The sequence below is a fragment of the Paraglaciecola sp. IT1134 genome (assembly GCF_058068185.1).
The window spans coordinates 4,323,427-4,344,600 of sequence record NZ_CM176486.1; the positions used below are offsets into that span (position 1 = coordinate 4,323,427).

The following is a 21,174-nucleotide window of genomic DNA, read 5'->3' on the forward strand; positions in this document are numbered from 1 at the left end:
TTCCAGACTAAATATTGGACGCTTTTTGTCTACTTTTCAGCTAATACAGCTGCGAAATACACTTAACATCCCTTATTCGGTGGCCAAATTAATTACGCCCCTTCAGTTAATTAATAACGTCCTTGATAGCCTGTTCTACTTTTTGGTATTTCGTCGACTCCACAAAGCCAATTGAAAACGATTGAGGCGTATTGAGGTATTTATTTTTGGCGCTACGGCCAAAACCTAATACAGTCATAAAGGGCCTGCTGACATAGTCGTCAGGGTAGATATCATCATGATGGTGCAGCAGGTAGAGCATCCGTGATGCCTTTACATCTCCAAAGGCAAACCATTCGGGGGCAGGTAAATCGCCCTTAAATTCTTCGCTGATAGGATGAGCATTGTTGTCTGCAGAAGCATACCAAAAATCACTGGCATTCATCTCGCCGCCAGGCACGCCCTCGTATTGCACCCAGTAATGATAACCCTCACTCACTTGGGTCATAGTGAAGTCGCATCGGTCGGCATAAAAATCCCATTGGCCTTGCCACTTCCCATTGCCTGAAGTAAAAACAATTCGCACATGCTGCCCTGTTTCAATCGCAATATACGAGCTAGACTTTTCAGTCCCTGTATTAAGCGCGTGAAAATAGTCACCATCTTGTTTGTGTATCGCATTGGGGAAGCCCCGGTACTCTCCCTTCCAGCCAGAGCCTTCTTGGTTGTTAAAACCAATCCAGTCGACCCCCTCTTTATCAAGCATACTTGATAGGCCTCCCCCTTCTTTTTCAAGATAAAAAGTCGCATTGGAAATATTGACAATATAAGCAGAAACACCGCCAGCAGACTCATCTTTACCATGAGTTAACGTCACCTGATCACCCTTAGGTAAAGCATAACAACCCACTATCAACACAGCTAAGCTCAGAAAAATGATAGGGCGTTTTATTTTTGAAAACATATCGTTTACTCATTTTTAAATTTAGGAATAAGAGCAAATCTAACTAAATATTTCTTCAGCTATAGTCTGCTTAGGCTTGGCGCTTCTTTTCAGTAAAACACCCATCATTAATATCGCCAATGCACACAGCGCAAACACCAATCGTCCCCACATTGGGTTGGGGATCAACACCATGGCAAATACACCTGAACCCATGAATATGACCATAGAGCCTAATTTATCTCGCTGTTGTCTGTCGTAATCATCTTGCTCAAAGTCAGCAATAACAGGGGTTTCTAAATCAGCAAAGAAGCGGTCAGTTTCCTGCTTATGTTCATCACGCTCTTCGTTATAGAAAAAGGTGGTTGAACAGAAAAACCCGGCGGTAATAACTAAGTGTGCTGCAATGGTCAGCATTAAGTTTACATCTACCGATTCACGACTAGTGAACGCCTGCTCTAAGCCGATCAAATTTGCAAACACTTCGGGAGTCAATATATTCGCCGTGCACCAAGACACAAAGAGGCCGATTGCCACCGTAACCCAAGGTGCCCATTGGGGGATCCTTTTAATAAACAAACCAAAAATCAGCGGTATAAGAAGTGGCATTTGGATCATGGTTGATACATTCATCATCAAGTCGAATAAGCTTAATTCAGTCAACGACTTGAAAAACAAGGCAACTGCAATGACTAAAATCCCACTTATAAAGCTGATTAAGCGACTAACTTTAAGCAGGTGTTTATCATCTACATCTTTATTGTTCTTAAACAGTATTGGTTGATAAATACTCCTGACAAAAATACCTGCGTTTTTATTAAGAGCAGAATCCATAGAGGACATGGTAGCAGCGAACAAACCTGCCAACAGTAACCCTACCGTGCCCACAGGCATGGCATTTCGCGTAAACACCAAATACACAGCATCAGCTGCTTTATTACCTAACTCGGGATAAGCAGCCGCGGCGTCTGGATATAAGATGGCGGAGGCCCAAGGCGGTATAAACCACACAATGCTACCTACTCCCATAAGTACCATGGCAAGTAACGCAGCTTTTCGAGCATTGTCCGAGTCTTTAGCATTTAAGAATCGAAATGAGTCATGCATATTCATAATAGTGATCATTTGCTTGGCTAAAAAGAACACAAAAGTACCCACCAAAATCAGGCCGTAATTCATGTCTGGGCCTATGATAAAATCTGCCGGGAAGTTGTTCACTAACGCAACCGGACCGCCAACCTTGACCAAGGCAACGATGGCACAGGCTATTGAGATAACCGCCACAACTAATGTTTGCACAAAGTCAGACGCAACGACTCCCCAAGCGCCAGATAGTACAGATACAAAGACAACCGTGAGGCCCGTAGCGATTATGGTCAGGGTAATATCTGCTTCAAAAACAGCGCTGGTAAATACGCCCAAGGCGTTAAGCCAAACACCTGCATTAATGAAACTAAAAACGATTAAAGCCCATGAAAAAAATTGTTCATTCTGGCTACCAAAACGGCGTTTAATAGCTTCAGTTGGCGTATCAACACGCATTTGACGGAAACGCGCTGAGAAATAAGCCCAACCGCAGAAATAAGCAAATGTGTTCGCAAAAAATACTAAACTTATCGCAAATCCATCAGTGAATGCTTTGCCGGCGGCACCGGTGAAGGTCCAGGCTGAAAACTGTGCCATGAAAGCCGTTGAACCAACCATCCACCACAACATTCGCCCGCCGCCACGAAAGTAGTCACTGGTAGAGTTTTTTGCCATATCTTTGAAGGCAAAACCAATTCCGACAATGAGTATAAAATATCCGGCAATGACTAAATATTCATATAACATGGGATTACCTTTTATTGCAGGTGACTGACGTCAAGCCAGTTATCATTTTGACGTATTAGGTCGATAAGTAGCTGATATTGGCAGCCTTCCTTAAAGGTTGGATACGGCGCAACTTTCTCGCCCTTAATATCGTTAATAAACTCCCTGATAAGGTAACGCCAGTTTTTTTCAGTATCACCTGGTACATCAGGAATGTTTTTAGCGATGTCTTCAGGTAACGCCACTTCGGTCCACTCGTTATTCTCGTCGTACAAATATAAAGGCCCGCTACCATAATGGCCTTTTATATATAACGCCCCTTTGCTGCCATAAATAACGATATGGTCTTCATGGAAACGCGGATGTAAACCACCATGTTTAAACAACACAGACACGGGCTTTGCAGCAAATGGGCTTTCTAACTGGGCTAATACGGTATAGGTCCATTCCACATTTGACTCGCCCCATTTCAGGGATGGATCATCAATATCTTCAGGAATGAAATCACGACGTTTTTTGAAGTTATGTACCCCTTCCACTATGGGCGCTCGGCCTAAGTCGTCCCGTACCTCTCCCATAATAGAAAGGATTTTGTCACCTACGATTGAGGTGACAATCGATAACTTATGTGTGAAGTTATTGTTAAGACGCCCGCCCCCGTCTTCTTTTCTGTGGGACCAACCAAAGGGAATATTTCGCTCTAAGTTAAAATGCGATATGCACTCCACTTCTAACGGCTCACCTATTGCGCCCGCGGCCACTAACTTCTTAGCGTGCATCACATCGGGCATATATCTGAAACTAGCCGCAAATGCGGTTTTTACGTTTTTTTCCACTGCTAACTCATACAGTTCTTTTGCACTTTCGCCAGTTGTAGTTAGTGGTTTGTCACTAAATATATGGCAACCAAATTCTATTGCTTGTTTAATGGCTTGCTCGTGGGCTCCACCCGGGGTGGCAATGGAAACCACGTCCGGTTTACAGTCAATAAGTGCTTGTTTCCAGTCAGTCCCTGCGTAGGGAATAGCTAAATCCTGGGCAACTTGCTGCACCACACTTTCTGTTCTGCCAACAATTCCTACCACCTCAGCATCTGCGTATCTAAACGCCTCTGCGTGCCCCTGACCGGCGAAACCGGTCCCCTGTATCAATACTCGTATTTTTTTGCTCATGTTATTTATCCCGACTTAAAGATTAAATTCACAGTGGACGGATTACCAATTCCATACCGTTCCATCTTCCAACCGACTGACTGGCAGATATGAACGTTTATAGGGGTATTCTTTTGCTGCTTCTTCATCAAATTCAATGCCCAACCCTGGGGCATCGCTAAGGTATGCAAGGCCGTTTTGAACCTCGATCCCATGTTTAAAAATTCGGCTCGAGTGCTCATTACCAAAACCCACAAATTCTTGTATGCCGAAGTTAGGTGCCCAAAGGTTTAAATGCATATGTGCAGCGAAACAAACAGGGGAAAGATCTGGCGCCCCATGAGGCGCAGTTTTGACATTATAAATGCTGGCAAAGTCTGCTATGCGGCGCAGCGCAGTGATACCCCCGGCGTGGGTAGCGGCCACTCTGATGTAATCGATGAGTTGATTTTGAATGAGATCTTTACAGTCCCAGATGGTGTTGTACGTCTCACCAATGGCTAATGGCGTAGTGGTGTGCTGCCGGATAACCTTATAGCTATCCTGGTTTTCAGCGATAGAGGCATCTTCTAAAAAGAGTAAGTCGTACTTTTCCAATAACTTGCCCAGTCTTGCTGACTCGATAGGCGTCAACCGGCTATGAACATCATGCAGCAGGTGAACGTTATTACCAAAACGTTCTCTTGCCTGATGAAATAGCTCAACAATCATATTGAAGTACTTTTGCGTAGACCATTCCTCTTCTGGTGGTAAAGGACGACTACCTTGAAGCTCAAAATAATCTGCTTTGTCACCCAGCACACCATATGTCACATTCAGCCCAGGCACCGCACACTGTAATCTAACCGCTTTAAAGCCCTGATTAATATGCTCTTCGGCTTTATCTAGGGTGTCGTTTATCGTTTCGCCACTGGCATGGGCATACAAGGTCACGCCGCGTCTACTTTTACCCCCAAGCAATTGATAAACAGGCATACCTGCTGCCTTACCTTTTATATCCCACAGCGCCATATCTATCGCGGCTATGGCGGCCATGTTCACCGGCCCTTTGCGCCAATAAACTCCCTTGTACAGATATTGCCATATGTCTTCTATGTCGTGGGCATTACGTCCGATAAGACATGGAACAACATGTTCTTCCAGGTACGCAACAACCGCCATTTCACGTCCATTGAGCGTTGCATCACCCAAGCCATAAATACCGCTGTCCGTCATCACCTTAACGGTGACAAAGTTTCTGCCCGGGCTACAAACAAACACTTTAATCTCTGTAATTTTCAACTGATGTCCTCTTTTTTGGTATGAACCGCACAGCTCTACTAAACCGGTTTAGTTGAACAAATTAGCATAATATTGCAATATGTCAACATCTTCGTATTAACATCATCAGCAGAAAAAAAAGATGACAAAAGTGAAATTAATTGATGTTGCCCAGCTCGCATCAGTATCAAAAAGCACAGCATCTCAATACCTTAACGGTCGTTTTGAATATATGTCGAAAGAAACGCAAGTACGTATTAGAGCGGCAATTAAAGAGTTAGATTACGTACCCAACCCGATCGCCAGAAACCTCAAAGCAGATAAAACCAGGACTATAGGGGTGATTGTAAGAGACATTACCGGCTTTGATACCAGCATGACTATTCGCGGTGTCGATGATTATTGTAAAAATAGCGAATATAACGCATTAATTTACAACACAGACTTCGATCCTGATACCGAGGCCAAATCGTTGGAAGCCTTATATCAACTGCGGGTGGACGGCATCATTATCGCCTCTTCAGGCAAAAATACGAAGCTGATATCTGAATATATAGATAAAGGCATGCCTATTGTTCACTTTCAGCTAGAGCATGATGGAAGTGAAAAAAACCTTATTTTGTCAGATTATAGGCAAGCCGCTTTTGATGCCACTGAGTATTTAATTCAACTTGGGCATAAAAAAATATGTTTTGTCACCCAAGATTTTAAGAGTATCAAATCAAGAAACGAACGCTATCTGGGATATCTATCTGCACTGGATAAATACGATATCCCATTAGATAAAAAGCTCATTCAGTATTGGCATCGAGAGACCGGATTTCAGCATTCTCCTAAAAGCATCATTGAATCAAGCGCGGCGCCAACGGCATTCTTTACCCAGCATTTAGCCATAACTACTGAGCTGCTGACGCATCTGAACCAAGAAAACATCTCAATACCTGATGATGTTTCACTAATAGGTTTTGACGACATCCCCATGGCAGAGTTTTTCAAAGTGCCCATCACAGTGGTTAAACAAGAGCCCTATATTATTGGCAGAGAAGCCACCAAGCTGCTGCTAGACAATATTAATGATAAAAATAAACACTCTCAGAAAATAATGATCTCTTGCTCAATAACACAAAGGCAATCATGTACAAAGCCTAAAGATTAATCGCCATTTATTAAGTTTAAAACACAATAGAAAACGGATAAATTATGCCTATTTGCTGTTTTTTAAGAATTACTTTTCAATACGGCTGTCATTTGGCGTGAAAAATTCAATCTGCTTAGTTTTGTTTTTAACATAACTAAGCTCTCTGCAATCAAAAAATAAATATATTAATTTCAAAAACTTAGACCAATACAACCTAACCTTCGTAGTGCATTCGCTCTACTAATTTTTGGCGATTGAGGCGGTTTAGCTAAAAACCTGTTGAAAAACGTTGTGAATTACATTAAAACCAACTAAATCGATTTATCTAGCTTTTAAACCGCATATCGCGGTCCTCTATAACTAACTATGCTGATAAGTGGAGATCCGGTTGGTTCTATGCTGTTTGACATTTTTAAAAATACCGTTACAACCAAAATATTTTACAAACCAAAGTGTCAATAAACGTTTGGTCTATGCCCAAAATCATTGCGGTCGCATGGCGGAGGCAATTGGGTGAGATCTCATGAGCTTAGTCCACTGTCGCAACTTTGGTTGTCGCAACCCGGTTGGCGCAACTCGGTTGGAACTCGGTTGTCGCAACTCGGTTGGCGCAACTCGGTTGGCGCAACTCACAGCATTGAGCGGCAAACACATCGGAAACCTAATGACACATTGTTAGAGAATCAATCTGCATAACTCCAGCTGGCTTTGAAGAAGTGAACAACAGATAAAATTTACATGTATGCCTTGGAGGTGGGTTCTCGGTAGCCTGGTCATTGATTTGAGCCAGCCTTTAAATTGGTTAACCAATTTAAAGGCTGATTTGCGTTATCAGTTTGTCAGGTAGCCCGCTGCGCCAGTGTTTGTTGCACAGTTATTTGAGATCATTGCTTATATTAGCGCTCTACGGAGGTGACTTATTAACGTGCCTGTTTAAGGAAGTGGGTTTGATCAAGTCCATAAGTTTGCTTTGTTAAAAATGGGCTTCTCGTCATTGCCCTATGATTTAGTATGCCTTTACTAGAGAGCAAGCAGCCCTACCTCTCAATCTATTGATATTGTTTTATTCCCTCAAAAAAGTTTGTGTATCGAATGCCTGATCACAGATTCCACATGCATAAAACACCTACCCGCCCACTCCCTAACTTTCGCATTCCGCTAGAATTACAAACTATTGGCATTACAAATACTCACTTAATTGGTAATATTTAATTGTAAGTGAGGTGTTAATACGATATAAATAACCATACCGTTTCAAGTGTAAATTGATTTATTTTTATAACAATATTGGTATTACCAATATAGATAGGGCCACATAAGATGCGAAACACAACCATGAAACTGAACAAAATAAGTGCAATATTTAACGCGACTAGGACTAAAACCAGCAATTTAGCTATTTTTGGTGCAACGTTAACCGCAATGTTAGCTATGCCGACCTCCGCACAAGAAACCCAGAACCCCGCTCCAGCTGATGTTGAAGTCATTCAAGTTCAAGGTATCGCTGGCAGTTTAGCGGAATCAGCTCGTCTAAAGCGCTTCGATTCTCGTATCGTAGACGCCATCGTTGCTGAAGATATAGGTAAACTACCTGATAACAATATCGCAGAAGCATTGCAACGTATTACAGGTGTTTCAATTAGTACTGATTTCGGTGTGGGTGAGTCCGTTACCATTCGTGGTATTTCCCAAAACCGTGTTGAGTTAAACGGTCGATCTACTTCAGGTAGCGGTCGTGGTGGTATTAGCTTAGACGACTTCCCATCAAGCTTCTTAAAAACAGTTGAAGTCATTAAGTCGCCTACACCTGAAATGATTGAAGGTGCGTTAGGTGGCACTATCAATATGACGACTGTTCGCCCGTTAGAGTTGGATGAACCTCTAGTGGCAATAACGTTAGACGGGGAATACGCAGACAAAACTGAAAATTGGGCTCCTATGTTCAATGCGGCTGCTGGCACTAACTGGGACTTGGGTGATGCCGGTACTTTTGGCGCATCGGTAGTGGTCTCTTATCAGGACCGTGAATTACGTCGCGACGAATTCCTTAACCTTGTTACGCCTACTGAACTTGATCTAGATGGCGACGGTATTAGTGAGCAAGCCAATAACGCCGGGGGCAACTTCCTGGTTAGAAGTCAAAACACAGTAGAACAAAAAACTGAAAAGCGCGAACGTACTGCATTCGGTTTGTCATTACAGTGGGCGCCTAAAAATGCAGATGGCTTTATCTATTTAGATGTCAACACGACTGAACTTGACGGTGGTCAAGAAGCATACTCTGTACTTAATGACAGTAAAGATTATAGCGATTTAGTCCTTGATAACGCTTATGGCGACGGTCAAGGTCAGCTTCATAACTTTGGTTCGGGTAGTGTTTTTGTTCAGCCTAAAACGTGGTCTGACTTCACGACTAATGAGTCAATCTCAAATGCACTTGGTGGTGAATTCCAGTTAACGGATCAGTTGAAAATATCCGGTGAGGTTTCATACGCTAAATCAGAAGCTCTGCGTAAAAATTCTGAATTTAATTTACGTCCTATCTCTCGAGAACAATATGATGAAGATGGGACCATTACCGAGCATTTATTCACCATCACAATGACACAAGATGGTGACTCCGTGCCTGGTCTTGCATTTTCTGACCAAGATGCGCTTTTAGACCCAAATAATTTGGCTATTCGTCAATTTACTCATCAAAGATACAGTGAGGATAACGAGGAAACAGCCATTCGTTTTGACGTGGAATATGTTGAGCCATTTGGTGTAGATTTTATTAGGTCAATTAAGGCTGGTGTTCGTACTACTGATAGTGAGTATGAGCTAGACAGATACGACCTTAGAAACAATGGAAGCGAACTTAAAAACCTTCAAACAGATGTTTCTTACGATGGCGTAATCACCCCCACATGGATAGGCGACTTTAATGACGCATTTGGTGGGTTCAAACAAATTAACCACGCTAACTCGTTTGATCAAAGCGGAATTTCAGGCAATAACGCATTAACAAATTACTTTGTTTATGACGGAGCGCTGTTAGCTTATGACATCAATGGTACCTACGACAGAGTTAAGCAAATGCTTGCTGGCAGTAGTCACGAATTAACCGGTACCCTTGATGAAAACATGGTTCGCAACACGGGTTCGTACGCGAAAATACAAGAAGAAACTCAAGCGCTATATACCCAGGTTAATTTAGATTTTGATAGATTAACGGCAATTGTCGGTGCCCGTTACGTTTCTACCGATTTAACATCTCGTACATTTAATGAATCGGCTAGTAATGATTACTCAGACTTCTTACCCAGCATTAATGCGACGTATGCTTTATCTGATGAAACTCTGTTACGCTTTGCCGCAGCAAAAGTGATGCGTCGTGCTGAATTTGGTGAATTAAGCCCAGCATTAAACGTTGATAACTCGCTAGTAACAGGTACACAAGGCTCTTACCAATTAGACCCTTACCGTGTGACTCAATACGACTTGTCAGCCGAGCACTACTTTGGTGAAGGCGGTCTAATATCTGCCGCTATATTCTATAAAGATGTTCAATCATTCACGGTAAGTAGTAGTTCTTGTGCAGCTAGTCCCAATACGGTTGCAGGGCAAAACGTTACAGAATACGTAAACGTTTGTCTTCTCGATACTGCTGGTGTGAGCCAAGCCAATGTTAACTACGCTACTGCCGATCAAGACCTTGCATACGTTGAAGCACAAAGGGATGCTGGCCTAACGGGTATTGTAATCAATACTGATGTAAACGGTGGCAGCGGTAAAATAGTAGGTATCGAATTAGCTTATCAACAACAATTTAGCTCCTTACCTGGCGCTTGGTCTGGTCTAGGTGTTAGCACAAACTACACTTATGCTGACAGTGAGCAACCGGACGGCAACCCTTTATTAGATATCTCGAACAACACGTTCAACGGCCAAGTTTACTGGGAGTACGAAGGTTGGCAGGTCCGCTTAGCATACAACTGGCGTGACAAGTACTTAGATACTCAAGACGAGAAGCGTGTACGCCCTGTAGGTGCGTTGGCAACCGGTATTTATAATCGTACAGACCCGAGTGCAGAATATTATGACCCGACTTTAGGTAACAACTACCGAGATGCACGTGGTCAATTTGACTTCTCTGCAAGCTACGACGTTAATGAAAACCTCACCCTTGTTGCAAACGCAGTTAACTTAACTGGCGAACCGATTCGCCAAATTACTGAGCTTGGCAGTAACTGGCAATATAGCGAAGCTGACCGTCGAATGACGGTTGGTGTGCGGGCTAAGTTCTAACCCCTAGGTTACGAAGCTTGATTATTAAGCACTCTAAACAGAGCCTATTGACTCAATAGGCTCTTCTTTTTCACAGAAGAATTATCAATCACAAAAATAGCCGCGACCTTTTAAGCAAATTCCAATGTGGATGATTTTAGATAAATTATGTCGATGTAAGACAAAGTCTCGATCATTTCGGGAGACGGACGAGATATAGGTAGAGCACATGCAATTGATTTGACCAAGCAAGGCGCAGACATCGCAACAATCTACCATTCAAATATTTAATCGATAATTTTATACGGAGTTACACATGAGCATTATACATTCTAAAATTACAGCTTCTTTTGTTTGCCTAGGTTTGGCTGGCTGTAGCGGTGCGCCAAGCCCTGTCGAACAAGAACAAAATGGTTCAAAAGCCATGCAACCATCACCGGCGAGCAAGTTTGACTTGAGTCACTGGTATCTCACCGTGCCGCTCGATGAGAACGGTGACAGCGTGTCAGACATTTACGATGCGGCCGAGCTTCAGACCTACTCTAATCCCGACTTTTTCTATCTCGATGACGATGGGCATATGGTTTTCGCCAGCCCTAATAAGGCAGCAACTGAGCGGACATCCACCAATACGCGCAGTGAATTGCGCTATATGATCCGCGGCGCTGACCAATCTATTGCCGAGGGAGCGCCCGGCAACAATTTTGCTTTGGCTGATAACAAACATGTCGATCAATATGCGGCCGTAGGTGGCAAATTAGAAGCGACGCTTCACGTTGACCAAGTCGCGCTGCATGCTGGATATCCGAATAAACCGCCCGCTTATTCTGTTGTGGTAGGCCAGGTGCATTCGTTTCAACTTGATGACGATAAACAAATTCCAGGATTTGGATGGGGTAACGAACCTTTAAAGATCTCCTATAAAAAGTGGCCTAATCATGAAAAGGGCTCAGTGTTTTGGACTTATGAAAGAAACCTCGCCACAGACGACCCTGACAGAATTGACATAGCCTATAAAGTTTGGGGCAGCAATTGGGATGATGCTACTGATCCAGGCGACGATGGGATCGCTCTTGGTGAAGAGTTTAGCTACACAGTGAATATATATGAAAACGTCATGTATCTAGAATTCACCAGTGCAAAACATGGCACGGTTCATCACCAGATCAACCTGGCCGACAATACCGATGTGAATGGTGAGATAGACAAGGCGGATTATCCTTTCGCATACAAGGACGAAACAATGTATTTCAAAGCTGGCGCCTACAACCAATGCAGTACAAAAGCTAACGATCCGAGTTTTCGCTATCCCGCCTGCTCAGGTACTGGCGACTGGGAAACGGATGTTGCCAATGGCGACTACACCAAAGTAACGTTTTCGAAGTTAGTCGTCAGCCCTGCAACTCCAGAATAAGCTGATTGGATGCGCACAGCATATAAAAGTAGTGATGCAGGTAGCGGCAACGTCCGTGTAAATAATAATGAAGATGAAACCCTAAACGTCGCTTACCACTAATCTGTCGTTTGGTATTGATCTTTCCATGCTTCCCGGTCGCTCAATTAGTTGAGTAGCCCGGAGGCATAGATGAAGGGGCATGCGACGTATTTTGTGTCTGGTGACGCCATACTGAAATTTCTATCATTAGCAGCCCTATTACGACTATCTACTTTATTGGATTAAAAATGACATGAATAAAAAATTAACTGGAAAAAACGTTCTCATAACTGCTGGCGCGCAGGGAATTGGCGAGGCTATCACCAAACACTTGATTGATAGCGGGGCAAACGTTGCTATCCACTATTTTTCCAGTGCTGATACGGCAAACCAATTGGTCGAATACGCAACCAGCAAAGGACAAAAAGCGGTTGCGATAAGTGGTGACTTAACCAACGAGGCTGATGCGAATGCAATGGTCGAACAAACGGTAGAAGCCCTTGGAAGTTTGCACATACTCATCAACAACGCTGGCTCTCTTGTCGCACGAAGATTGCTTAGCGACATGGATGCCCAGTTCTGGCACAAGGTCATGGACATCAACCTCACGTCCATGATGTTTGTGACGCGAGCCGCATCACCTCATCTGGCGAAACATGAAAACAGCAGTATTGTTAATTTGGCTTCACTCGCTGGCCGCAAAGGTGGTCACCCAGGATCTCTAGCTTATTCCACTAGCAAAGGTGCCATCCTCACACTGACGCGAGCTCTATCTGCAGAACTGGGGCCTCAAGGCACTCGGGTCAACGCTGTTGCTCCGGGGCTTATTCTTGGTACCTCGTTTCACAATACTCACACAACAAAAGAGTCAGCGGATCAAACCGTTGCCGGCATTCCCATCCAGCGAGCAGGCAACGCGGATGACGTAGCACGGGCGGTTGTATATCTGGCATCTGAGTACGACGGCTTTATCACCGGCGCTACGCTCGATATCAATGGTGGTGTCTACAACATGTAGTTGATTGTTAAACCAAGAACAAACTTGCGCTCTTTGAGTGCTGTTTTCTAATCTGGCTATTTTAAAAAAGATAATTCTATGCTCAAGACAGCGGTAATACACCCGACCATTATGGAAGCTCTTGGCCGCTCCGGTCATTTTGCACAAGTTGTGATTGCTGACGGCAACTTGCCGGTAGGGGCCATGACAGGCCCGAACTCGACAACTGTGCATCTTAACTTTCGTCCTGGGTTGTTAGATGCCTTAACAGTGCTCGAAGGCATACTTGAAGTATGCCCGATTCAAGGCGCCATCGTTATGGAGAAACCCGTTGAAGCGAATGCTGAAATCCAAGATGCCTATAAAGCGTTGCTCGGGGATGTAACCTGGGAAGCGATGGAACGCTGGGCTTTCTACGACAAAATTCGAGAGCCTACTACTACCTTAATTATCCAGACTGGCGAGCAGCGTCGTTTTGCCAATCTTATCCTCACTGTTGGGGTGGTAAAAATGGCGGAAGAAAGCGGTTTTTAACAGCGTAAGATTTATCTTGAGTACTGTTTGCCTAGACGATTGTAAATGGCGCTTTCAGGAATAGAGATAAATTCATCGTATTAAATGATGGGTACGAATAAATGACCATCAAATACGGTGTAAATAAGAATAGCTGGCTGTAAAAGCCTGCAATTAATAATATTTCAGTTCATTTTTTGGGGAATAATTGTGTCAGCAATAATTAGATCAATTTTGAGTTTTGGCCCAGCGTTTTTAGCGATTGGCTATACCATAGGTACTGGCAGTGTTACGGCAATGATCGTGGCAGGCAGCGCTTTTGGCATGCAGTTGTTGTGGGTCTTGTTGCTAAGTTGCTTGTTTTCCGGCGTGCTTATTTACGCCTATGGTAATTTCGCATTAGTAACGGGCGAAACGGCACTGTACAGCTTCAAAAAGCATCTTAAGTTCGGTAAACCGATAGCCATCCTTATCATCATCGGCGTAACCTTTGGTCAATGGAATTCGCTGATCGGTATACTGGGGATTTCCGCCAATATTCTGTTTGAAATGATAGCCATGTATTTTCCTGCGGTGATCCCACACAAATACGGCGTTGTTTTAGCCATTGCGGTAACCGTGATTAGCATCATGTACGCTATATTGCTTATCGGGAAGTACTCACTGTTCGAAAAAATCCTGGTGATCTTCGTGTCTTGTATGGGGCTATCCTTCATATTATCGCTGTTTGTTGTGCACCCTATGCCAGTTGAAGTAATGAGAGGACTAATCCCCGTTATACCCGATGTAGAGGGTGGAAAAATGATGGTAGCAGCCTTCGTCGGAACGACCATGGCTGCCGCTACTTTTCTTTCCAGGCCGCTGTTTATTCAAGGAAAAGGTTGGAGTATTAAAGACCGGGCTCAGCAAAAAAAAGACGCCATTGTCGCCGCGGTACTCGTGTTTGTTATTAGCGGGTCAGTCATGGCCGTAGCTGCCGGCGCTTTATATCACGACGGCAAAAAAGTCACTGACGTTTTAGATATGGTGAATGCTTTAGAGCCAATAGCCGGTAAGGGTGCCCTTACAGTGTTCTTTTTCGGTACGCTTGCCGCTGGTTTGTCTTCAGTGTTTCCCTGCATGTTAATTGCACCGCTGTTAATAGAAGATTACCGCTCGGGTAAACTGGATACGCAATCCAAACAGTTTCGCATCATCACGGGTATCGCCGCAATTTTTGCGCTTACCATCCCGGTGTTTGGTTTTAATCCTGTTAAGGGACAATTATTAACCCAAGTCTTTAATGTATTTGTGCTTCCCTTAGTGATCATTGGGATCATTTTGATGATCAATAATAAGAAGTTAATGGGTAAACATGCCGCTGGTTACCTACTCAATTTCGTATTGGGTTTAGCGTTTCTATTTTCTGTATTGATCTCGTTTAACGGTATCCTTGCACTTAATGGCCAATAAATGGGATAACAAGATGATTCTGATCGTTTGTGGTGTTTCTGGAACCGGGAAATCGACGGTAGGCAAGCTATTGGCTGAGGTGCTCAAGCTGCCTTTTTATGACGCAGACGACTTTCATCCGCAGTCCAATGTAGCAAAAATGAAAAGTGGCGTGGCGCTGAATGATGAAGACCGTCAGCCGTGGCTCGCATCGCTGTCAACTGAATTAGCCTCTTGGGAAAGCAAGAGTGGCGCTGTGCTCGCATGCTCGGCACTAAAGGCGTCATACCGAGAGACACTAGCGTCGAAATGCAAAAAAAATATAACGTGGATTGTCCTTCACGGCTCAACAGAGCTACTTAAAAGTCGACTAAGTTCGCGAAAAGGGCATTTCTTTGACTCACGACTATTAGAATCCCAATTGAACACACTGGAAGTGCCAGACGATGCATGGGTAATAGACGTGCAGCGAAGCCCCGACGAAATAGTAAACACTATTTTACAACGCTTGGGTGGGGATAAAACTGCTTCCGCAACCGTCAGCTCATAATACAAAGTGGTATTTTTGCAGAAATCACAGGCAGTTTTCTACCGCAGCAATAAAGAACCTACGACAATTAATCGAGTGTAAATTATGAACTTAAAAAAAATACTGGTTCCTTGTAGCGCAATAGCGCTATGTGCCTTAGCGCTATCAGGCTGTAACGTGACTGATAATACAAGTGAACAACACACAATGGTACCGGCAGATAAATTTGATCTTACCGACTGGAAAATTACTATTCCTACCGATGCAAATAATGACGGTAAGGTTGATGAGATCAGCGTAAAAGACATACAAACATACCAGCATCCTGATTATTTTTATTTAGATACTCAAGGCAATATGGTGTTTGCCTCACCTAATAAAGCTTTCACTACCCCTAATTCAACCAATACCCGCAGTGAACTGCACCATATGATCGCTGGCGAAAGGGGTAAAACAAAAACATTTTCAAATAACTTTTCGCTTAAAGCTAATAAACATGCCAACGAATTTGCTCAAGTAGGGGGTAATTTACAGGCGACGGTTAAAGTGGATCATGTTGCAAAACGTGCAGCTTATCCTGAAAAAGCGCCTGCTTTTTCAGTTGTAGTGGGTCAAATTCATGCGGGTAAAGACCAAGCGCTGGTAGCTGAAGGCGAAGGTTATGGCTGGGGTAATGAACCCTTAAAAATCTATTATAAAAAACGACCAAATCATAAATATGGTTCCGTTTTTTGGAACTATGAACGCAACCTAGAGAAGGAAAACCCAGATAGACAAGATGTAAGTTATCTTGTTTGGGGTAAGTCTTGGCTCGACACTGACAATCCCGGTGAACAAGGTATCGCGCTTGATGAAGCCTTTAGTTATGAGGTGAATGTATATGAGAATATCATGTATTTAACCTTCACTACTGCTCGTCATGGCACGGTTAATTATGAAATTAATTTAGCCAATAACGTAGATGCGTACGGGAAAATTGATGTACTTGACCATCCTCATGGTTATACCGGTGATGCAAATTTCTTCAAAGCTGGCGCATACAACCAATGTAGCATTAAAGACGACCCTGGCTTTTGGTACCCTAAATGTTTAGGCACAGGTGACTGGGCTACCGATAAAACAAACGGCGATTATGCTCAGGTAACCTTTATGCGTTTAGTAACGGGGCTTGGTAAAAAACCTCAAAAATAATACATGAATGTTACAGCATTGAGGTATGGCTCTCACTAACAACCTCCCTTTCCGGCACTGCTTCGTCAGTGTCGTTTTTTCATTTTGGGTTAGGATAAAACGCTTTTTGATTTTCTCTGGCTGCGTGGGTGTAAGTTGGTAGTGTGCTGTGTTGAATCCACTGCCGACCACAGCCTAAGCGGCGTTTAAAAAGGTAAGATACAACAACGCCTTACTCGTCCTCACTCCCTATCGATATATCTGCTATATAAACAGAAAACCCAAACATCTGACGCTCAAACCGGGCGTGTCCAACAACAGGAGTAAGTCGCTAAAAAAAGCATGCGGCGTCGGGTAAGAGAACGACGTTACCGCCGTTCCCTCCCCTAAGAACCGTGCATGCGACTTTCACCGCACCCGGCTCAAGCCTTACAAAGGCCCGTTTGACCGGACCCGGTGACTCGACACAGTGGTGCATTCGGCGACCCCAGCCCAGACATCGACAGCATTCCTGCCCATGCTCGCTTACACACCCGGCGAGACTGCGCTCGTTGGATGAAGTAGGCGGTGTAGGCCGGGTCGTACGGCGTCGCCTTGGCTTGAATTTTCACATGCCGGACGATGGGTACACTGGCGGCTTTGAACAGATCGAGTGTAATAACCGCACCCTTCTTGTCCCGGATCGACGCAAAGAACACCCATTGGCGCAAACCGTCGACGCGGAAATAGCGGTGCTTCTTCCAGTATGCCGATTTGCGGGGGGGGCCGTCGCTTGATCCAAGCCATCAGTGCCTGGAACACCTGCGTGTCCACATAGTTAAAGGTTGCTTTGGACACCACGTGGCGGTAATAGTAGGCCCAGCCCCTGAGCTTGCTGTTCAGTTGCCGGATCAACTGCTCCGTAGTGGCGGCCTTGTTGGTTTTGATCAGGGCCCGGATGTCCGCCAGCAGACGCTTGACCGAAGCCTTAGCGGGCTTTATCAAGAGCTTGCCATTATACTTGCGTACATTGAATCCGAGAAAATCAAAACCATCGTCTATGTGCGTGATGTGAGTCTTTTCTTCCGAAAGCTCCAGACCACGCATCCCGAGAAAGGCTATCACGGCCGGTTTCACCCGTTGTTCCAGAACCTCTTTCGAGGCACCTGTGATAACAAAGTCATCAGCGTACTTGATGACATTGATTTTCTGGTTTCGGGCCGCCTGTTGGGCGACGACTTCCAGTCCATCCAGTGCCATATTCGCCAACACGGGGGATGCGATGCCGCCTTGCGGTGTCCCTGCCTCTGTCGGATAGACGTTGCCTTCTTCCATGTAACCCACTGCCAGCCATAGGCCGAGGATGCGTTTATCCATGGGGATATGCTCCTGTAGCCATAGATGGCTTATCCGATCAAAGCAGGCTTTGATATCCCCTTCGAGGATCCATTGCGCAGCGTTCTTGCGGCTGAGCACATGGAAACATTGCGCTATGGCATCTGCTGCCGAGCGCCTGGGACGGAACCCATAAGCATTCGGATCCGCCAGTGTTTCCGCGACGGGCTCGAGCGCTTGCAGGTGTAGGGCCTGCATGGCCCTGCAACCCATACTGGGAATACCGAGCGGACGGCGTTTGCCATTCTTCTTGGGTATATAAATGCGCCGCAGCGGTAGAGGTTGATAGCCTGGCCTTTGCTTCTTCCGACCTCCCAAACCCGCATCGCTATAGGCAGGCTTTGCAGTCTGCTGTCCCCGTTGGGGAGCGATACGGGGTTTCCACGTTCCACATAATGAAGTACGCCGGGTTAGGTGCCTGCTGTCGACCGGGAAGTCTGTGGGTCACGAGTGCGCAGGATAGTAACGCCACTCCCACTTCCTGTACCATTTTGGTTCAAGCGTAGTAGCCACTTCCGCTTGTTTAAACTAACGATCTTTACAACACGTTCAGATATCTTCACCATACCGGCTATCTAGTCCTCATCCGGCTTGTGGCTGCCAGAAGGGCGCATCTCTCACGTTCTGCACCCCGCACCTTGCGGTGCTTCGTTACATTGTCCGGGCCGCTGCTTTATTCAGGCCCGTAGATTCACCCAGTGACATGGGTGGTTCCGTCCAAGCCTGGCGGAACAACTTCATTATGCAACTTCGTGTCGCACCTATCCTTGTTTATTAGCAGTTTTTTTGTTGAACTTAGTGACTGCATTCATCGAAACTGCGGTCTCCGCTTTGAAGTCGATGCCTTGTTTAATATAGATAGCATAGAACGGTATGTTAAGAACGGTATGTTGAGAACAGTATGTTAAGAACAGTATGTTAAGTATAAAAGAGTCGGATACACATGTGTTGACAACCAACGGAGATCCACTAATAGCAACTTTACCGCAGTTAGTCGCTTGTTCACCTGCTGCATTTAATACCTTTTGTTCAAACTCTTCGCCTGATATGTCATCACTACCTTTATCACCGTTACATCGGCCATGTAAAACTAACAAAATAAAAGAAGTGAAAATTTTATGTGACATTTGAATTATCCTTATTACCTATAGACACCAACATATGGGGCGGCTGTAACAGAGCGAGGAACGAGTGAGGAGTAAGCTGCCCCAGCAGCCGCAGGATGCGAACATCATGATCTTGTTAGAAACGGTTCAATTTTGTGTTTTAAGATTGAGCGAATCCTTTAAAAATTCTAATACTATGGGAATACAAGACTCAGGGGTTTGTTCAAACGGGTAATGTCCTGCATCTTCAATAACTATTCCACTTACATTATTTCCGACTTTGTTTAACCCTTCTTTTACTGCCTTTCCCATACCATACTCTCCACCTACTGCTAATACCGGCACATCGAGTGGAACAACCATGCGCGAACTAATTTCATCAGCATCCTTTTTTTGTGTTCTATAATAACCAAGGGAATCTCGTAGCTGCTGTTGAGAGTCTGCGTGGTTTGTGTATGCGGATATGTATTCGGATATGGCTCTTTCATTCAAATTATACTTGCCAGCGCTTTCAGTTAAAAACTTCCTGTAGTAAATAGCTTCTCTTCCCTGTATTAATTCTTCTGCTAATCCAATAACACTATTAAATGCACCATGCCATTTGGGATAATAAGCCGATCCAGGATAGGGGATTGAAGCATCAACTCCTGGCAAAATTTCTTCTTCAATGACAAGGGCCTGACATTTATCTGGGTTATCGTGTGACAATAAGTAAGCAACAGTCCCTCCCCAGTCATGGCCTATGATGGCATATTGATTAATATCTAGCTTTTCCAATAGTGACTGAACTTCCTTAGCAAGGGTTAATTTAACTAAATCCCCTTCACCTTGTGAGTTCCCTCCTAAACCACGTAGTGTGACCGCTAATGTTCGAAAGCCCGCCTGATGAAATATTGGTTTTAGAAATCTCCAATGATACGAAGTAATAGGCCAACCATGTATCAGTACTACTGTTTGACCGTGCCCCTCATCTTCAACTTCTATTTTAGTTCCAAGCCCAATATATTCTAACTTATTCATACTTAACAATTCTATATCCAGTAGAGTATTTTCTAGCGCAAAGTTAATGGGCCACATTGCTGCGAAGCAGCGCTTTTAGCGGTTCCGCCACGAAATGGCGAACACTGAACGTATTGTTATGCATTTTAAATTGACACTATTTTAAAGATTGAAAAAACTGTTATACCTATTAAAATAAAACAACCAATCATAAACAGTTTACGCCTAAGAGGTACATAATTAGATCCGGTATGTATCACTGCATGAGCAATACGACTCAAAACGAAGATCCACGCTGCAATATGTACATAAATGTTAACGCCTCCAATACTCCACAGAATACCAATGAGGACATAGAACAATACCGGAACTTCAAATTGGTTTCGGATACAGTTGTTGATTTGTAACACACTATCTGGCCATGCATCATCGTGCAGGGCTCTACGAACCTCATTTACCTCACCCAATTTCACGGCTTGCGATTTAGCAACTGCCAGATAAATATAGAGGCACAATGTAAGTGCCACCTGAATTATGACAGGAACGAAAATGTAATTATTTTCCATTTATAGATACTGACCTAGTTTGTGATGCAATGCCCACTTAAGGGGCTGATAATCGTTAGCTAAAATGTGCAGCGAAGGGAAACCGAGCAAACTGTTAGCAGTCCCGCTTTAAATTCTTGTTATATTTCAGTTAGCAGTATATGAATTAAAGGAAAGGTTTACCTTGCCCATCAAGTGGTGAACGATCGGTTATACAAAAGCCCAAATGTTTGTAAAAGTCAATAGCGTCAGGGTTTTGTTCGTTAACATCAACTTTTCGAGCATCTTGATTTTTTATTGCATTATCGAGTAATAAGGAACCAATACCTTTGTTTCTAAAATCTGACGATATAAAAAGCATCTCAATATTTTGATCCGCAACGGCAATAAAACCGGTAATTTATGGCGACAGCCATGTTAATTACGTTTTACACTAATTTCCAATGCATACTCTTTGAGGCCAACGCCCAATTAACGAGCTAAATATAGCTGGCTATAATAGCGAGGAACCAGCACAGCCAGC

Annotated in this window: 17 protein-coding genes; 8 read left to right on the forward strand and 9 right to left on the reverse strand. The window is 44.0% G+C overall.

What is annotated here, in order from left to right; all coding sequences use genetic code 11:
* Nucleotides 1-106: 106 nt before the first annotated feature.
* From AC3RV5_RS18905 to manD, 4 genes are read right to left on the reverse strand one after another with little or no spacing between them, the layout of a single operon-like run.
* A complete protein-coding gene (locus AC3RV5_RS18905) occupies nucleotides 107-943 on the reverse strand; it encodes a hypothetical protein (RefSeq protein WP_489729125.1) in 837 nt (278 codons plus the stop codon).
* A 39-nt stretch (nucleotides 944-982) separates the two neighbouring features.
* Nucleotides 983-2,755 (reverse strand): sodium:solute symporter family transporter, encoded by a 1,773-nt coding sequence (locus tag AC3RV5_RS18910; protein ID WP_489729126.1) that lies wholly within the window; start codon nucleotides 2,753-2,755, stop codon nucleotides 983-985.
* An 11-nt stretch (nucleotides 2,756-2,766) separates the two neighbouring features.
* A complete protein-coding gene (locus tag AC3RV5_RS18915; protein WP_489729127.1) occupies nucleotides 2,767-3,906 on the reverse strand; it encodes a Gfo/Idh/MocA family protein in 1,140 nt (379 codons plus the stop codon).
* 42 nt (nucleotides 3,907-3,948) lie between these two features.
* Nucleotides 3,949-5,166, reverse strand: a complete 1,218-nt coding sequence (manD, locus tag AC3RV5_RS18920) for a D-mannonate dehydratase ManD (protein ID WP_489729128.1) — start codon at nucleotides 5,164-5,166, stop codon at nucleotides 3,949-3,951.
* 121 nt (nucleotides 5,167-5,287) lie between these two features.
* Between manD and AC3RV5_RS18925 the strand changes: the two genes are divergently transcribed.
* From AC3RV5_RS18925 to AC3RV5_RS18960, 8 genes are all read left to right on the forward strand, one after another.
* On the forward strand, nucleotides 5,288-6,301 hold the full coding sequence (locus tag AC3RV5_RS18925; protein WP_489729129.1) for a LacI family DNA-binding transcriptional regulator: 1,014 nt from the start codon (nucleotides 5,288-5,290) through the stop codon (nucleotides 6,299-6,301).
* Between the two features lie 1,302 nt (nucleotides 6,302-7,603).
* Nucleotides 7,604-10,573, forward strand: a complete 2,970-nt coding sequence (locus tag AC3RV5_RS18930) for a TonB-dependent receptor (protein WP_489729130.1) — start codon at nucleotides 7,604-7,606, stop codon at nucleotides 10,571-10,573.
* A gap of 295 nt (nucleotides 10,574-10,868) precedes the next feature.
* On the forward strand, nucleotides 10,869-11,966 hold the full coding sequence (locus AC3RV5_RS18935; RefSeq protein WP_489729131.1) for a polysaccharide lyase family 7 protein: 1,098 nt from the start codon (nucleotides 10,869-10,871) through the stop codon (nucleotides 11,964-11,966).
* A 274-nt stretch (nucleotides 11,967-12,240) separates the two neighbouring features.
* A complete protein-coding gene (locus AC3RV5_RS18940) occupies nucleotides 12,241-13,005 on the forward strand; it encodes an SDR family NAD(P)-dependent oxidoreductase (RefSeq protein WP_489729132.1) in 765 nt (254 codons plus the stop codon).
* 78 nt (nucleotides 13,006-13,083) lie between these two features.
* Nucleotides 13,084-13,518 (forward strand): RbsD/FucU family protein, encoded by a 435-nt coding sequence (locus tag AC3RV5_RS18945; protein WP_489729133.1) that lies wholly within the window; start codon nucleotides 13,084-13,086, stop codon nucleotides 13,516-13,518.
* A 189-nt stretch (nucleotides 13,519-13,707) separates the two neighbouring features.
* Nucleotides 13,708-14,949: an NRAMP family divalent metal transporter gene (locus tag AC3RV5_RS18950; RefSeq protein ID WP_489729134.1), complete on the forward strand. Its 1,242-nt coding sequence runs from the start codon at nucleotides 13,708-13,710 to the stop codon at nucleotides 14,947-14,949.
* 13 nt (nucleotides 14,950-14,962) lie between these two features.
* Nucleotides 14,963-15,478 (forward strand): gluconokinase, encoded by a 516-nt coding sequence (locus AC3RV5_RS18955; protein WP_489732210.1) that lies wholly within the window; start codon nucleotides 14,963-14,965, stop codon nucleotides 15,476-15,478.
* Between the two features lie 84 nt (nucleotides 15,479-15,562).
* Nucleotides 15,563-16,648, forward strand: a complete 1,086-nt coding sequence (locus AC3RV5_RS18960) for a polysaccharide lyase family 7 protein (RefSeq protein WP_489729135.1) — start codon at nucleotides 15,563-15,565, stop codon at nucleotides 16,646-16,648.
* A gap of 504 nt (nucleotides 16,649-17,152) precedes the next feature.
* On the opposite strand, the gene ltrA is transcribed toward AC3RV5_RS18960, so the two are convergent.
* The 5 genes from ltrA to AC3RV5_RS18985 all read right to left on the reverse strand — a co-directional run bounded on the left by ltrA (nucleotide 17,153) and on the right by AC3RV5_RS18985 (nucleotide 21,012).
* A complete protein-coding gene (gene ltrA / locus AC3RV5_RS18965) occupies nucleotides 17,153-18,319 on the reverse strand; it encodes a group II intron reverse transcriptase/maturase (protein WP_489729136.1) in 1,167 nt (388 codons plus the stop codon).
* Nucleotides 18,320-18,762: 443 nt separating this feature from the next.
* Nucleotides 18,763-19,128: a hypothetical protein gene (locus AC3RV5_RS18970; RefSeq protein WP_489729137.1), complete on the reverse strand. Its 366-nt coding sequence runs from the start codon at nucleotides 19,126-19,128 to the stop codon at nucleotides 18,763-18,765.
* 126 nt (nucleotides 19,129-19,254) lie between these two features.
* Nucleotides 19,255-20,127, reverse strand: a complete 873-nt coding sequence (locus AC3RV5_RS18975; protein ID WP_489729138.1) for an alpha/beta fold hydrolase — start codon at nucleotides 20,125-20,127, stop codon at nucleotides 19,255-19,257.
* 125 nt (nucleotides 20,128-20,252) lie between these two features.
* Nucleotides 20,253-20,672: an MAPEG family protein gene (locus AC3RV5_RS18980; protein WP_489729139.1), complete on the reverse strand. Its 420-nt coding sequence runs from the start codon at nucleotides 20,670-20,672 to the stop codon at nucleotides 20,253-20,255.
* Nucleotides 20,673-20,817: 145 nt separating this feature from the next.
* Nucleotides 20,818-21,012 (reverse strand): GNAT family N-acetyltransferase, encoded by a 195-nt coding sequence (locus AC3RV5_RS18985; RefSeq protein ID WP_489729140.1) that lies wholly within the window; start codon nucleotides 21,010-21,012, stop codon nucleotides 20,818-20,820.
* Nucleotides 21,013-21,174: the final 162 nt, after the last annotated feature.